This is a genomic window from Sphingomonas sp. QA11 (genome assembly GCF_028473665.1).
In the GTDB taxonomy this organism is placed as follows: Bacteria; Pseudomonadota; Alphaproteobacteria; order Sphingomonadales; family Sphingomonadaceae; genus Sphingomonas; species Sphingomonas phytovorans.
Genome location: NZ_CP098774.1, coordinates 4,421,256 through 4,437,410, shown reverse-complemented (window position 1 = coordinate 4,437,410; position 16,155 = coordinate 4,421,256). Strand labels below are relative to the sequence as shown.

The window sequence follows — 16,155 nt, the reverse complement described above, 5'->3', positions numbered from 1 at the left end:
CATCCACCCCCGTCTCGATATTCCCCAGTTTGCACTGGAACTCCTTGTTTTCAAAATCGTAAAAGTTGATGGTGATCGCCAACAAACTTGGAGGTGTTTCGATGGCGGCGAGTCGGGGGGAGACTGGATCGCGACGCTTCGTCGTCTCGTCGATCACCGACCTGGGTACGATCGTCCATCAAAGACGTAAGGAGTTCGGCTGGTCGATCGTTGAGACGAGCGATGCGGCGGGAACGTCGAGATATTTCGTGGCGGACCTCGAAAAGGGGAAACCGTCCTGTCAGTTCGACAAGGTCATGGCGGTTCTTTTGGCTTTGCAGCTGAAGGTCGAGTTGCGCGCGGGAACTCATAAGCCGATGGCCTCGCCGAAGAAGGCTTCGGAAGGAAGGGGGCGCCGCTCTTTGGCGGATGGGCCCGCCATACCGCTTGGCCATGTGCACAACGATCCCGAGACGGTCGGCTGCCTGGAATGTGGCAAACGAGTACGGAACCTCCAGAAACATCTTTCGTCGACGCATTCGATGCGAACGATCGAATATCGACGACGTTGGCGACTGCCCGATGATTTCGATTTGCGGCCGCGTGCCGTCGCGGACGCCATTGAAATCCGCAAGCGGGTCAAGGGCGTGTTGAAACGGAGCGACTAGCTCAAGAAGCTCTGGTCGCGCCACGCAATCCGTTCAAGAAATGCCAGAATTCGGGCGTTTATCTGCTTCGAAGAAGAACTTCGTGCGACTAACCTGGCGTTTGAACCATTTCGGAGGGAATACGCGTCTCGATTTTATGAAAAATGTGAAGTCATATAGGACCCGGGGGTCGCGGACGCCTTAATTTGTTGACGTTGGTTATGTGAGGGGGGACGGGAGTGGTCACAACGACCATGGCCCAATGGCGTGACTGGCTGTGGAGCGAGTTGTTCGACGACGAGACGGGCGATGGCCGCCCGGTGACGATCCTGCATGTCGACGATGATCTCTTTGTCCGGAGCGCCGCGCGTGGAGGCTTGATGCTCGAGGCGGAGGCCGCGCGAGCGCTATTTCTCGGCGTGTTCCCGCCTCGCTTTCGTGTGCAGCGTTGGCTGACCGGCTCGGAGAAGCCCGAGGAAGCGTTGCTGCCCTTGCTCATCCTTTGTTGCCTTGCCGCGAGCGAAGCGGCGGACAGCGACGAGAACGACTTTCGCCGCCGACTCCGCGACTTGATGGGTTGGAATCGGGTCGTCACCCATTGCGACGCGCTTCCGCGGTTGTGGCGTCGGCTGGCGAGCATGACGGTGAAGCGATCGGAGACCGCGCTGACCTGCCCGCTCAAGCTCCCCGATCCTAGGTTTCGAACGCAGATCGGCCATGCGATCGAGCTGACTTTCCCGTCACGCAATGACACGCGTCGCCTGATCTCGGAGCTCGGCCCGGGGGACTTCGATTTGGAATCGCCTCGGGCCGTACTCGACTGGCTCGAGCCGCTGGTGACGCGCGGTGGCTTCTCCGGCACGTTCGAGGAGACGTTCGCGTCGTTCCGGTCCGCTTGGCTGGATGCCGAACGTGCCTTAGTCGACCATCGTTTCTGGTCAGGATGGCGGCTCGTCACGGCTCACCTCCGAGCCGTCACCGAGAGTGGAGGCTTGGAGATCCTTGTCGACGAATGGGGCGTCCACCAGCTCGTCGATCCCGAGAGTGGCGCGTCTCTCGACCTTGAACAAGCGCTCGCCGATCATGTCCTTTCCCCAAGCCTCACTGGTATCGCGACACGCGGGCACATGATCCCCCTTGTCGAGCGGGACTGGGGTCGCTTGCGCTGGGCCGGCGAGCGCGCTGGCACACGCCCTCAGGCGGCGCTCGTCCGGGAACGGGCGTTTCGCTCCCGTCTCGGTACGCGGGCGCGCGCCACGGTCACCGGGGCCGCGGGTTGGGTGCTGATACACGACTTGGAGGGATTGAGCGGTCGTGGCGAGGGTGTGGACCGGGATCGTCTGCTCGATCTGTCACCTAGCCAATATTGGCGCGTCGACGGCGGCATATTGGCGCGACCAGCGCTTCCTTTCGTGGTTGAGGTGACAGGCTTGGTCGAAAGCCTGCGATTGGAGGGCGATCTCGCCAGCCGGTTGGACGTCGCGAGCGCCGGGGATGGTCGGTGGCTGTTAACGCCGCGCGAACCGCTCGAGGGGGACCTCGACATCGTCGTCGAACCGCGGCGCACCGGGCCGCCGCTACGCCGGCGTCTTCGGCTTCGGCGCGCGGTCCTGGTGCCCACTTTCCGAGGCCCGCCCGAACGCCTGTTCGACGCCGATCCGCCTCCGACACCGGCCTGGCCTCGCGACGCCGAGCGTGAGGGGATCGCCACGAGCGCGGAACCGAGCGGCGAGGCCGCCACCCAGGCGCTTCTCGATCTCACCGAGGCGCTCGCGGTCAAGACGGGGGCCATGCCGCTGACCGACCTGTTCGCGATATCCCGCCAGGTGGTCGGTGGCGCGGACGCCTCTCCATGGGATGTCATCCGAGCCTTGGGTGACGCGGGCATGCTATGCTGGCTCGAGGCGCGTGGCATTCGCGGTCGGTCGGTCCTACCCATGGGGCCGCGCGGCGCGATCGTCCGAATGGGCGCGGCCTCGCGGCTCACGCTGGAGGGCGTATTAAGCGAGACCTTTCTCGCCCGCCTCGACGCCGCGAGCGCCCGGCTGGATCTGCGACGGGAGACGCGCCCGGGGGTGAGCGGCTGGTCTCCATCGACCGAGTGCGTATGGGCGGCGGAAGCGCCCGCGCTGTTCGAGCTGGCGGAGATGTTGGAGCTTGAGGTCGGCTATCTGCGCGCCAGCCCCGATCCGCTATCGCGCTGGCGGGTTCGCGAACCCTTGGGGCGTGCTAGGGAGGACGGCGAACGCCGGTCGGTGCCTCTAGCCGGGCGTCACGCGCCCCTGCGGCATGTGGCGTTCGATCGCATCGATATCGCCTCGATGTGGGAGGTCGAGGGGCGCGATGGACTTCGCCATTGGCGCGACCGCGAGGACGCGATCCTCGATGCCTACGCGGAGGTGGACGAGCGAGCGTTCACGATCGCGGAGGGTAGGCTGCGTGCGACGGACGCGCGCCTTCACATGCGGTTCGCGCGCTGGATCCGGTTATTCACGGGCACGGCCTCGGGACCAATCGAGGGCGGCTATGGCTATGCGTGTAACGCGGCGGTCGAGCGGGCCGTGCACGTCATGCGTCCGGCGATCCTCGCCTCGGCTTCTGGTGAGCGCCCCAACGGGCCCGCTCCGAGGTCGCGGCGGTGGCGAACCATGGCGACAATGAACAATGGGGAGCGCGAGATCCGGCCGAGCTGGCGGGTCGCGCGGGAGGGGATCTAGGCGTGGTGGACGTTCAGAAATGCCAGTTGCTAGGCGAGGTCGAGTACGCGCAACATAATTTCGCGCGCCTCAAGCCGCTTCTTTATTCGCTCGACGGCAAGCGCTGGGACGGCCAGGTGGAGCGCGCTTGGTTCCCGACCTCGGGCCTCGTCTTTTCCTTGTCCCCCGAGCTGCGGTACGCCGCCTCCGGCAGCCTCTGGACATTCCAGGTCAAACCCAATGAGCGTCAGGCCGTCGCCGAGGATGGCAAGGACGCCTTCATGACCATTCAGGTCAAACAGGCCACGCGCTTCCTGCACGATATGGCGCCTCAAGACGCCGAGGCGTTGCGGCGGCTGGCGACAATCGAGGGGCTGGAGGCTGCTCCCCTCTCGGGTGGCCTATTGCTTCCCGAGATGGACAATCAATGGGTGTTGGCGCCGGAGTTCGAGCGCGGCGCCGACGATCGATTTCGCGTCACCAATGATCGCCAACTCGGCCATATGCGCGTGTTGAGCGGTACGCCGGAGACGATCGCCGGCATATCGACCGCCGATGGCCGCTGGGCTCTTCCGATCCTGCATTCCGGGCATGGTTCCGAGATGCGTAATTGGCGCCTCCCGGCCGCGCTGGTCGAGCAACTCGCCACCGATCTGCGCAAATGGTTTCCGCATGCGCCGAACAAGGCGCGCGCCGCCGTCGCCGCGAGCGCGCTGAGGGATCTGGCACCGGTTCTGGATGGGTTATCCGCGCTCCGCTCACCGGACACGCGCGCCGCGCTCGATCGGGCGAAGGGCTTGATCGAGGACGCGGAGCGTTCCGGGGTGGATCTGGATGGCCTGGTCGAGACGCTGCTCTCGGCGCCGAGGATCGCGGCCGAGATCGCGGCGGAGCGGGAAAGTCTCCGCGCGGCGTTGGAGGAGCAGGCTCTGGCGTCGGTCGCGGAGCTGGAGTCCGCCGCGCGCGCCCGGCTCGACGATGAGTTGGCGGAGGCTCAGCGAAAGCTTACCGCGGATCAAGAGGCGCTGGAGGTTATACGGGCGGAGACCGCCGAGGCCGAACGCGCGCTCGAGGATGCCAGGCGACGGCATCGTGGCGAGACCGCGAGTTTCACCAAGTCGCTCGAGGGTCTGATCGCCCGCGCGCGTAGTGAACCGGCGGCTTATGCCGCCGAGTGGCTATCCCGGCTCGGATTGTCGCCTGGCGTCGACCTCCCGGCCTCCGAGCCGGTCGATGCTGTTCCCGAGGTTGGCGTCTCGATCGGGGAAGCGGAACTTGGTCGTGCGCTGATGGAGGTGAGCCCAATCCAGGCGCCCGAGCCTTGGTTCATGGTGATGGATAGCGCCATTCGCGCGCGAGAGTTGGTCGTGGCGATCGGTCCTAAGGCGCGCGATATCGTCGAGGCGTGGATCGCGCGGATGTGCCCGCTGGCCGTGCGGGTCGGGGCCTCGGACCCTTCCATCCTAAGCCTTTCGGATCTGATCGATGGCGGCGGGCGCGCGGGGGCCGCGCCTCTGGCCGGAGCGATCGGACGTGCTCGTGCCAACCCCGATCGTTTGGTCCTCGCGCTTCTCGACGATGTCGATATCTCGGCCGGAGGGTTCTGGCTGGCCGAGGCGGCACGCGCCAATCGCGCGTCGGGTGGCCGGCTTCCAACAAACCTCTTGCTCGTAGCGCTTGTCGAGGATGACGCGGGGCGCTTCGCGTTGGCGGATGGCCGAGTCGGCGAACTCTTCCCGATGCGGTTCGACGGCGCCACTCTCGTACCGAAGCCGATCGCCGATCGGGGGGCGCGCGAGCTGGCGCTCGATCTTCTCCAGCCTCCGCTGACAGGCCTCGCGGTCGGCGACCGCGTCGAAGCGCTCCGCGCGGCGGCGACGCGTGTTTTCGGACCCGAGGATGTCGAACGGCTGGCGAATGAGTTCGCCGCTTGGGCGGGGTGGCTGAAGGCGGGAGGCGCGCGACCGAGTGAGGAGGCGAGCTTGACGGCGCCGCTCAGAATCGGCGCGGATACGATGCGTAAGGGGGATAACAATGCTTGATCCGATCGGCGCCTTCGAGCGCATGCGGGACTATTTCGTCGCCTATTTGGACACCGCCTTCAAAATTAGACGGAGCGATGTCGCTGACGCGCGTCGCGCGCTGCTCGCCACCGCGGGGCGGATGTGCGCCGAACCCTATATCGAACCGATCCTTCGCTATGAGTCCGCCGAATTCGGATTGGAGGCGCTGATCGACGCCCCGGGGCCGCTCTCGGCTTTCTCACGGGAGGGGCGGATCGCTTTCGTGGAGCTCGCGGCCTCCGGCTTGTTCGATGGTGTTGATCAAGGCGAGGGCGCAACGCCGAGCCGGATCCCGGAATACAAGCCGTACCAGCATCAATTCGAGATGCTCGCCAGAGGCGTGCGGCCGGGGCAGCCCGGCATCGTCACCTCGGGCACGGGCTCGGGAAAGACCGAATCCTTCCTCCTGCCGATCCTCGCGCGGATCGCCGAGGAGGCGGTGTCCTGGCCCGCCCCGAACGGCACGCTCGGTACGGAGGATTGGTGGGAAGGAGACGATGATTTTCGGCTCGCCAGGAGACTCGAGCATCCAAACCGACCGAAAGCGCTCCGTGCCCTGATTCTCTACCCGATGAACGCGCTCGTCGAGGATCAGCTCACGCGTCTGCGAAAGGCGCTGGATTCGGAAGCCGCGCGCGCGGTGTGCGATCGTCGGTTCCAGGGCAACCGCATCTTCTTCGGCCGCTATAACAGTGCCACGCCGCCCACGGGGTTCGAGACCCATCCTGTTCGTCAGGACAAGGCGACCCGGGACAAACGTGAACGCGCCGTCGAGAAGACGCGGGGGTATCTGCGGGGCCTTGGGGATAGCGAGGAGATGGCGACGCGCTACGATGAACAGCTAGCGCGGGACCGCGATCTGGACATGGTCGAGGAGACGCGGTTCCTGTTCCCGTCGGTGGATGGCGCGGAACTCAACACGCGCTGGGATATGCAGGCGACGCCGCCCGACATCCTCGTGACCAACTCCTCGATGTTGAACGCGATGCTGGCCCGCGAGGTCGAGGAGCCGATCTTCGACCAGACGCGCGACTGGCTCGCTTCCGATCCCGACGCCTATTTCCACTTGGTCATAGACGAGCTTCACCTCGTACGCGGCTCGTCGGGCGGTGAGGTGGCGGGCCTGATTCGCATGTTGATCAATCGTCTCGGGCTGGATCGCCCGGAGCTGCGGCACAAGCTCCGTATTCTCGCCTCGAGCGCCTCGCTTCCCGTCGAGGGCGACGATGCGGCGGCGACCGCGTCGCTCGCCTATCTTTGGGATTTCTTCGGTGAACTAGGCACTTTCGCCGAAGATGGATCGCCCGGTGCCCAGAATCAGGATTTCTGGCGCGGTTGCGTGGTCCGAGGCGATCCCGTGATTCCGGCGAGCCCGGCGGCTCCTCTCGATCCTCAACCTTTCGAGGCGCTGGTGACCGCGGCTGCCGGAGAAGAGGGCGGCGCCGTGCTTGAACCGCCGCCCTTGGCTCGAATCGACGCGGCGATCACCGACGCGTTAGCGGCGCTCGCGGGAGAAAATGCCGCTACCGAGGTTGACCGCGTTCGCGCGCTCGCCGAGGCGGCCGCTGGCCGATTGGTCGCCGCCGCCACCGACGCCGACGGCCCCCGCGCGCGCTCGATCACGGAGCTCGGCATAGCGCTGTTCGGAACACCCAACCCAGTCGCGGTGCGCGGAATGTTGCTCGCGCGAGGGCTTGGCGACGCCTTGCGCCTTTACGATCGCGATGGTCCCCGGGTCGCCCAAACCACCCCCTCTTTCCGAGCGCATATCTTCTTCCGCGCGCTCGAGGGCTTGTTCGCGGCCATGGATCAGGACGCCGAGGGGGCGCCGGTCTATGAAGCGCTCTCGATCGAGCGCGGAACCGGGCTCGCGCCGCGCGAGGACGCGGCCGACACTCCGGCCAAACGCATGATCGAGGTGCTCTACTGCGAGGCATGCGGCGAGCTCATGCTCGGCGGTATGCGCTCGACCGACAATTCCGGGGCGCCGATCGAGCTTCTGCCGAGCAGCCAGAATCTGGAGGCTCTCCCGTACTCGTCGGCGGGGACCGAGTTCGAGGATCTCGCCTATCGCGAATACGCGATCTTCTGGCCGACGACCCAGGGGCAAGCCGTTCAACCTGAGGTTAGCGGGCAGCGGGATGGCAGCGTCCCGACCTGGGTCGCCGCGCGCTTGGATCCCTTTGGCGCGCGGGTCCTGGCGCCGGGCGTGGGCACGCCGCGCGAAACCGATTTGCCGGGCCTGCTCTTCCGCCGCTCGGAGACCGATTCGGCGAAGGACGCGCGCGGTCGGGGTCCGGGTGACAGGGGGTCGGCCGCGCCGGCGGCCTGTCCTTGTTGCGGGACATCCTATCTGTTCCGCAACAAGGGGCGGTCCAGCCCGATCCGCAATTTCCGGACTGGTTTCGCAAAGACCTCCCAGTTGCTCGCGACCGAATTGTTCGAACTGCTGCACGCGAGTGGTTTGGATTCACCCAAGGCCATCGTCTTCTCGGATAGCCGGCAGGACGCGGCTCGATCGGCGATCGATCTCGAGGCGAACCACCATCGCGCGCTCATTCGCGATATGACCGTTCGCTTGCTGCGCGAGAGAGTGGATCAAGCCTATCGCGCCGACGCGCTCGAGGCGTTGCGCGCCGCGCTGGAGCAGGCGATCGCCAATCGCGAGTGGGGTGAGGCTGACCGATTGGAGCGCGAGATCGCGCGCGCTGGCGGGCAAGGCGAGGCGGTCGCGACGCTTCGCTCTATCGGCCAGGATCCGGACGACCCGAGCTATCGCGGCACCCAAACCGATGTTCCTCTACCCGCCGCGCCGCTCATCGCCGCGATGGCACGCCTTGGGATTCATCCCAGCGAGGCGACCGTCACCGACGATGACCATTGGTGGACGCTGTTCCGGAAGAATGGCGACACGATGCTCTGGCAGCCTCCAACCGACCCGCGGGCGCGCGAGGCTGTGGTCGACGCGCGTGAGGAGATCGTGAAGGGCCAAGAAGCGGCGATCTATGACACGCTCTTCAACAAGACCTATTTCTCCTTCGAGGAAGCTGGCTTGGGTTATCCGACGCTCTTCCCCGAAGGCGAGCGAACGGCTGAGCGCGATCGGCTCGACGCATGGCTGCGCGTGTTCGCGGACGCGTACCGCGTTCCCGCCTCGCATTGGGTCGACCCGAGCGAGGTGCCACTCTGGAACGACCCCGGCGATGTCCGCGACACCAACCGTGTCGCCCGTTTCGCCAAGGCGGTCGATCCGAATGATCCGAATTCCGTGCTCGAGGCGGCGCTGTCGGCCCTCGTCGCGCGCGGTCACACCGGCGGACTGATCAACCTATTCGCGCTTGGGGTTCGTCTAACCAGGGCGGACGATGACTTCTGGCGCTGCCGGTCCTGTGACCGCGTCCATCTCCATCGTGGACAGCGGCGTTGTACCCGTTGCTTCACGCCTTTGGATGAAGCGCCGACCGGCAAGGTCGCGACGCTGTGGCGGCACAATTTCCTCGCGCACCGGATCGCGCGCGCGGGAGACAATTCCACCGACCCCTTCCGGCTGCGCAGCGAGGAGCTGACCGGGCAGACACGCGACGGCGCCGAACGTCTACGTCGTTTCAGGGGTATCCTGGTCGAGGATGGGGCCGACCCGACAGGCGAGCTCCCACGCCTGGCCAAGGAGATCGACTTGCTGAGCGTCACCACGACGATGGAGGTCGGCATCGATATCGGGCCTCTCCAGGCCGTGTATCAGGCCAACATGCCGCCGCAGCGCTTCAACTATCAGCAGCGCGTCGGTCGCGCGGGCCGGCGTGGCCAGGCCTTCTCCTTAGCGCTCACCGTGTGCCGTAGTCGTAGCCACGATCTCCACTATTTCCGACATCCGGGACGCATCACCGGAGACGCTCCGCCACCCCCCTTCCTCGCGACGGGGTACGAGGACATTCCGCTTCGGATCATTCGAAAGGCTTGGCTCCAGGCGGCCTTCCGGCGGCTCAGGATCGAACATGGTGCTCGGTATCCAGGCTATGATTTGACGCCGCCGGACATCCACGGCGAGTTCATCGTTGTTGACCTCTATAAGGCCGAGGGATCGCGATGGCCGACAGCGCTGCGTGAAGCGCTGAGCGCGACCACCGATGCTCGGGACGCAGCGATCGCCGTGGTGATGGTTGGACAGACCGAAGCACTGCTCGAACAGGTGCGAAACGCGCTCGATGTCGATGTCCTGATGGACGCGATCGCGACCGTGATCGACCATGAAACGCGCTATGGCATTGGCGTCGCGCATTCCCTCGCGGAGGGTGGCCTATTGCCCATGTACGGCATGCCAACCCGAGCCCGACCGCTCTATCTTGGTCTCGAACATGAAGGTGGAGGCGATTGGTGTTGGGATTCAACTGACCGCGACGCGGACCTAGCCATTTACGAGTTCGCTCCGGGCTCGACCTTGGTCCGAGACAAGCGGCTCCATCGCGCGGTGGGAATTACCTCGACGCTGCCCGATCCCCAGCAGTGGGGCAGGCGTTGGGTGCTTCCGCGGCAGGACACGCGAGAGGCTGTCTCCGAGGATTGGTGGATTGGCGCGTGCACCGCGTGCGGCGGCTGGACGCGGCGCGAGACCGCCGAGGCGACGGAATGCGCCGCTTGCGGAAACGCGATCGTCGCCGACAGCTTCCGTCATTGCATCACCCCAGCGGCCTTTCGCACTGACTTCACCCCCGTGAAGATCGGCGAGGATGATCTACGTGTGGTCCGCGCGCGCGTGGTTTGCGCCGAGGCGACGCCAGTGGCGACGGTGCCGGTATCTGATGAGAACCTCGCGCTCGCGCTTGAGCGGTCGGCGAACATCATCCGTCTCAATCCCGGCGCGACAGGAACCGAGCTCTTCGATGGCGGCTTCGATTTGAACGAAGGCACGCAGCGCTTCTGGCGCCCGGGCCCGGACAACCCGCGCTTCGAGATGCAGAACCAATCCATTCTCGATGACACCGCCGCCGCCTTGCGCGGGTCGTGGATCAATACCGGTCGCTCCGGGCGAACCTGGCTCGCGTCGCGCAAAGTGACCGATAGCTTGTTCCTTTCCCCGGTGGCGATGCGGCCGGAGCTGAACATCGCCTCGGTCGCTGGCCCGAACACGGTGACCTCGATCCGGGCATCGGCCTTCACCATGGCCTTCCTACTCATCGACCGCGCCGCGCTTGAGCTCGACGTCGATCCGAGTGAATTCGAGATATTGCCGCCGCGCGTCGCGCATGCCGGCGGTCGGGAGTGGCCTATCATTCAGATCGCGGACACTTTGGTGAACGGGTCGGGCTTATCGCGGCAGCTATCCCTTCCCGCCGATGCGCCCTGGGCGATCGAGTTGCTCGCGTCGATGGTGCGGGAGGAGGCCGCTTGGCCGCTGGCGGATTTCATGCGCGACGGGCACCGGGCGCGATGTGACCAGGCCTGTTACGAATGCCTGCAGCGCTACGGTAATCGCGCCTATCATGGCCTGTTGGATTGGCGGTTGGGCTTGTCCTATGCCCGCGCGATGCTCGATCCCTCGCACCGGCTGGGAGGCGATGGAGATTTCTCCGCGCCGGAATTGCGTGATTGGCGAGCGGGCGCGCTGGAGGCGCTCGGTCGGGTCGCGCGCAGCGGCGATATGGAAGTGGTGTCGGATGGACCGGTGCCGGCGCTCAGGGTCCATGGCCCCGCCCAGCCGCTGGTGGTTCAGGTGCACCACCCGATGTGGCGGATCGAAGGGCCCGATGTGCCGCCGCTCATCGACGAGGCCGTGGCGCGCTTTGGGCCGGGCGGTCGCTGGATCGACAGTTTCGAACTCGCGCGCCGTCCGTTCGTGGCGATCTCCAATCTGGTTCGGGCCGGTTGAAGTCGTGGCCGGGCGAGGAACAGCCTCGCCCGGTCACCGCCGTCGCGCGCGGTATCTTCCTACCCTCGGCGTTTCCGCGATTTCCCGCGTGAAGCGTTCGAGCCCGTCGCGATCGAGCTCGCATTCCCAGATTGTTTGCACGGTCCAACCCGCGTCGAGAAGGGCCGCCTCCTTCAGCTGATCGCGCGCTCGGTTGGCTTCGAGCTTCGGTACCCAGAAGTCGAGCCGCGACTTGGGGAGCCGCGCCAGCTTGCAGTTCGGATCGGGGTGACGGTGCCAGAAACAGCCATGCACGAAGATCGCGACCCTTCGTGAGGGGAGAACGATATCCGGGCGTCCGGGCAGATCCTTGGCGTGTAGCCGGTACCGAACTCCGGCGGCGTGCAAGGCCCGCCGCACGCGCATCTCGGGTTTGGTGTCCCGCCCGCGCACCTTCGCCATCTGCGCGCTTCGGGCGGGATCGACCGGTTCAGTCGTCCTGGCCACCCGCTTCGTCATCGCCAGGACCCGGGATATCGCCGAGCGGCGGAACGAGCGGGGTGGAGAGATCAGGATGCTCCTGGCGGAAGGCGGCGAGCACTTCCTCGAGCAGTGAGGCATGGTCGGTGCGCGGCGGCGCGTCGTCCAAATTCTCTTCGACGCGCGCGCGGATCTGGTCGAGCGACAAGGAGTCCTCGAGCACCGGATCGAGCGCCCAGGCCCGGCCCGGATGGACCACGTCCCAGGGCGAGCGCTTGTTGGCGCGCGTCTTGGCCGCGTCCCCGTGCTTGCTCATGCCCCAGCACGCCTTGGTCTCGGAGTTCCAGAGCGGCCAGAACATGCCGATGAGATGCTTCTCCGCCACCAGCTGGGCGTTGGTCGCGCAGACCAGTCGGCGACAGGTGAAGTCCGCCAGGCGGATGCGGTGCGTTCCCTCGGGAAGCTCCGTGTAGCCTTCGGCGGTCGCGATGGTGCCAGCATGCTCGATCAAGCGGCCCGTCAGCCGGGGACCCTGCTCGCGCGGCGTGCTCGCGTCGCTGTCGGAAGGGTCGGCCTTGCCGACATAGATGGGTGTCTCGGTACCCGAGATCCGACGATAGAGGGGATGATCCCCTTCATAATAGATCGCGTAGACGCCCGAACCATAAGCGGGTTCGATCGATCGCAGTGGCACGCGGGCTTGGGCCAGCAACGCGAGCGCGACCACGCGGCCGATGGTCTTGGGGTCAGAGGGGTCGAAGCTGGTGAGCGGCATGCGGATCGGATCGGTGGCGGCGCGCGCCCGCTCGATCGCTTCCGCGTGTTCGGCCAGTCCCTTGCGAATGCGCCTGGAGACCGGCGGCGAAACCCCAGCGTCGACCAGAGCGACAACCTCGGCGAGCGTGCGCGAAAGGCTTTCGAACGCTAGGGAATCTTCCGACTTCTTCGCCACGCCTCGCCCGATCCTGTCGAGCCAGGTCGCTCGTCACGCGACGGCCTGGCCTACCGGATCGACATCACCGCTTCTAATCATCTCGTCAAGCCAGCGCGCGGCCGCCTCGCTCAGTTGAGCGGGCACGGCGTTGCCCAATTGGCGCATGCTCTCGGACCAGGAACGCGGGAAGGCGAAGTCATCGGGAAGTCCGACGAGGCGCGCGGCTTCGCGAAGCGTGAAGTAGCGCACCGATCCGTCGTCGAGGACCATCATGTTCTCGCCGCCCGGCACGCCGTGATCGCCGGCCTTGAGAGCCTTGGCCGGCAGGTCAAGCGGACTGCCGGTATGGCCCTTGTAGATCCGGGCGCCGGGCTGGAAGACATGATTGTCGCGGCCCGTCGGTCCGCCGAGATCGGCGAGTGTGTCCCGCACTGTCACCCAGGGCAGGCCCTCGGGTTCCCGCTCGCTCGCGCGCAGCCAGGCCACACGCGCGCGGTCGCGCTCCAACACCGGCGCGCGCGGCGCGATGCCGTGACGGCGCCAATAATCGCCGGTCACGAACTGATCCCAAAGCAGGCGATCGCGCGAATGGGTAGGCGTCATCAGCGAGGGCGCGACGCCAAGCGATGTCGCGAGGCCGAAGATCAACACGCGGAAACGGATCTGCGGCGCGCCATAGTCCGCCGCGTTCACGACTTGCGCGATCACCTCATATTTGGGCGGCTTGCTCGAGGCGCGCAGGCGCTCGCGATGCTCATGGAATCCTTCGCCGTCGCGCCGCTCATCCTGGGGATGGCGCAGGTGCTGCTTGATCCAATCGAGATAGGGCGCGAAGCGGGGCCCCGCGAGATTGCGAACATTCTCGAATAGGAAACCCTTCGGCCCGGTCTCGCGGATCGCGCGAATCGCCTCGGGCCACATGTCGCGCCGATCCTCATGCCCGGCCTTTTTGCCGCCGATCCCGAAGGGCTGACAGGGCGGCCCCCCGGAGATGACCTCGATCTGGCCGCGATGCGCCGCCCAGTCGATATCGCGAACATCGGTGAGCTCCATCGGCCAATGGGCGATGTGCTCAAGACCCCGGTCGCGATTATGGTGCACGGTGCCGACCGCGTCGCGATCATATTCGGCCATGAGCGCGTGATCGAAGCCCGCGCGCGCCATGCCCAGCGCCATCCCGCCGCAACCGGCGAACAGTTCAGCCGCGCGCATCTTCGCCGCCCTTCGTCCCAAGCACCGACCCAGCTCCGATCTCGTCCAGGTATTTCTCAACGGCGCGCCGAACCAGCCACGCCTCCTTCACGCCCTCGCGCTCGGCGAGCCGTTCCAGTTGCGACTTGCGTTGCAAGGTCAGTGTCGTCGTCACGCGCTTCGCGTTCACTCCGTCACGTCCCATCGCTCGATCTCCATTACCGCGGAATGCCGCGGATTGAATCGTTTTACAGCGCGATTCGGCGCGTTGCAACAGAAAGAACAGACTGCGAACGACAATCAATACCAGCGGCGGCGACGGACTGGCTTTCCCACAACTATTTTTGGCCGCGCGTCGCCAGCGGTGCCCTCCGGATCCTCGCGACCGGCGACAGCCCTGGACATTCATGGACTGTCGTGGATGCTGGGAGCGAATAAGGGGGACGAATGGCGACTGGAGGAGAGCTGGCCGATCTGACGGATCCAGGCGCGGTCCGTTTGGCGATGGCGCGCTTCCGCGAACTCGGTCGCGATGCGTTCATCGCGGAATACAGCGTCCCGGAGGCGGGCTTCGATCGGTCCAGGGACCATTTCGTCGTCGAGGACGGGGTGGGATATGACAGCAAGCCCCTGGCCGCCGCCGCTTATGGGTTTCAGCACGGCCGCGCCAACGCGCTTCATTCGGACGATTTCACCGGCGGAGCTCCGGTCATCGCGCGCATGAACGCGCTCGGCTTCCAGGTCTCGCGCTGGATGTCGCCCGCGTTCGTTGAGGGAGACGTCTACGCGCGGCTCCCGATGCGTGAGCGCTTCGGCATTGTGGATGCCAATTTCGATAACGGGGTGTTCCGCCTGAAGGACACGAATTCGATCTGGCTGTTCGTCACCAGGGACAAAACCAAGGATCGGACGCAATATAAGGACCGGCTGGAGGGAGACATTCTCCAGTGGCAAGGCCAGATTCAGGGCCGCACCGATCGCATGATCATTGATCACGAAGTGAATGGCGACGAGCTGATCGTTTTTTATCGCGAGAGCAAACGCCAATATCCCGAGGCCGGCTTCCGCTATGAGGGGCGGTTTCGCTATGTCGCGCACGCCGGCGGCAAGCCGACTAACTTCACGCTCCAGCGTTGGACCGGCCAGGCTAGCCTGGAGGTGCCGGATAAGGAGTTCGACCCCAACAACCTCAAGGATGGGCGCGAGAAGATCCTGCGCGCGGTCACGCGTCGGCAAGGACAGCCGCGCTTTCGGCGCGACCTGTTGGCGGCCTATGGCGGTAAGTGCGCGGTGACCGGCTGCGGCATCGAGGCGTTGCTTGAAGCCGCGCATATTCGCCCATTCCTCGGAGAGGACACCAACGTCACACAGAATGGCCTTCTCCTGCGCGCCGACATCCATACCCTGTTCGATCTAGGTCTCATCTCGGTCGCGGCCGATGGCGGTATCCTCACGTCCGAGAAGCTCATCAACACCGAGTATGCTGGCCTTTCCGCGACATCGATCAGATCTCCGGTCGCGGCTGGCGACAGCCCGAGCACGAAAGCGCTCGCCTGGCATCGAGCCGAGCATGGGTATGACTGACAATGGGCGGCTTTGTCGCCCCATGTAATCGACCGCCATCGCCGGTGATGGTGCCACGATGCGGCTCAAAAGGGTGGATCGCGGAGTCGACCGCGCTCGAGACCACGGAATGCTTGGCCGGGCGCGGTCGCATCAGGGGTTACGGTGAAGCTGCCGCCAGGAGAGCGGGTACCACGCCCAGCCTACGGCGGTGATAGGAAGCGAGCAGACGGCGGAGGTCTGGCCCGTTCCCTGCTAGAATAGCGCTGACAAGCGATTGATATTCCTCATCGAGACCCTGAAGCACGACCGCTTCCAATCGACGAAACGGCGCGAGGCGGCCATTCAAGGCGCGGACGGCTCGCGGATGTTCGTTATTCTGGGTCCCATGGGCCAGCTTCTCGAAGAGCTTCGCCGAGGCCGTCGCGACGTCCTCGCCGGTCGCATCCTCGACAATGATCGGGATAGCTGTGCTCAAATGCCGCGTGGACAGCTCCAGCACTTGCCAATTCCAACCATAGAGATCGCGCAATGCCTTCTCGTTAAGGGACCGTGCGCGAAATCCGTTATGGTTCGGTGCTTCCACCAGCCCCTCGCCCGTGAGCCGGTGCAGCGCGTCGCGGATGGGCGTGATGCTGGAGGCGATCCGCTGGCCGATCAGCGCGGGTTCGATCGGCGCGCCTGGCGGCAATTCGCCTGCGGCCAGCATGCGCTTCAGCTCCTTATAGACCCGCTCGAATGTGGCGCCGGGACTCAT

General features: G+C 65.6%; 10 protein-coding genes. 5 read left to right on the top strand and 5 right to left on the bottom strand.

All coding sequences use genetic code 11. The features are described 5' to 3' along the window. Positions 1 to 68 precede the first annotated feature (68 nt). From NDN01_RS20370 to NDN01_RS20355, 4 genes are all read left to right on the top strand, one after another. Positions 69 to 647, top strand: a complete 579-nt coding sequence (locus NDN01_RS20370; protein ID WP_272623668.1) for a MucR family transcriptional regulator — start codon at positions 69 to 71, stop codon at positions 645 to 647. A gap of 266 nt (positions 648 to 913) precedes the next feature. Continuing rightward, positions 914 to 3,343 (top strand): hypothetical protein, encoded by a 2,430-nt coding sequence (locus NDN01_RS20365; protein ID WP_272623667.1) that lies wholly within the window; start codon positions 914 to 916, stop codon positions 3,341 to 3,343. A 2-nt stretch (positions 3,344 to 3,345) separates the two neighbouring features. Next, a complete protein-coding gene (locus NDN01_RS20360; RefSeq protein WP_272623666.1) occupies positions 3,346 to 5,364 on the top strand; it encodes a hypothetical protein in 2,019 nt (672 codons plus the stop codon). Then, complete coding sequence (locus tag NDN01_RS20355; RefSeq protein WP_272623665.1) at positions 5,357 to 11,251, top strand: DEAD/DEAH box helicase; 5,895 nt, start codon at positions 5,357 to 5,359, stop codon at positions 11,249 to 11,251. The genes NDN01_RS20360 and NDN01_RS20355 overlap by 8 nt, the downstream gene beginning before the upstream one ends. A gap of 33 nt (positions 11,252 to 11,284) precedes the next feature. Here NDN01_RS20355 and NDN01_RS20350 read toward each other — a convergent pair whose 3' ends face one another. The 4 genes from NDN01_RS20350 to NDN01_RS20335 are packed head-to-tail and all read right to left on the bottom strand — an operon-like array spanning position 11,285 to position 14,040. After that, a complete protein-coding gene (locus tag NDN01_RS20350) occupies positions 11,285 to 11,749 on the bottom strand; it encodes a very short patch repair endonuclease (protein ID WP_272623664.1) in 465 nt (154 codons plus the stop codon). Further along, complete coding sequence (locus tag NDN01_RS20345) at positions 11,721 to 12,662, bottom strand: Eco29kI family restriction endonuclease (protein WP_272623663.1); 942 nt, start codon at positions 12,660 to 12,662, stop codon at positions 11,721 to 11,723. The genes NDN01_RS20350 and NDN01_RS20345 overlap by 29 nt, the downstream gene beginning before the upstream one ends. Before the next feature lie 33 nt (positions 12,663 to 12,695). Beyond that, complete coding sequence (locus NDN01_RS20340; RefSeq protein WP_272623662.1) at positions 12,696 to 13,856, bottom strand: DNA cytosine methyltransferase; 1,161 nt, start codon at positions 13,854 to 13,856, stop codon at positions 12,696 to 12,698. Next, positions 13,843 to 14,040 (bottom strand): CopG family transcriptional regulator, encoded by a 198-nt coding sequence (locus NDN01_RS20335; RefSeq protein WP_272623661.1) that lies wholly within the window; start codon positions 14,038 to 14,040, stop codon positions 13,843 to 13,845. Before NDN01_RS20335 ends, NDN01_RS20340 begins: the two co-directional genes overlap by 14 nt. Positions 14,041 to 14,282: 242 nt before the next feature. On the opposite strand from NDN01_RS20335, the gene NDN01_RS20330 reads away from it, so the two are divergent. Continuing rightward, on the top strand, positions 14,283 to 15,419 hold the full coding sequence (locus NDN01_RS20330) for an HNH endonuclease (protein ID WP_272623660.1): 1,137 nt from the start codon (positions 14,283 to 14,285) through the stop codon (positions 15,417 to 15,419). 139 nt (positions 15,420 to 15,558) lie between these two features. Here the strand turns inward: NDN01_RS20330 and NDN01_RS20325 are convergent, their stop codons facing one another. Next, positions 15,559 to 16,155, bottom strand: coding sequence for a GntR family transcriptional regulator (locus tag NDN01_RS20325; RefSeq protein WP_272623659.1), 597 nt, complete (start codon positions 16,153 to 16,155; stop codon positions 15,559 to 15,561).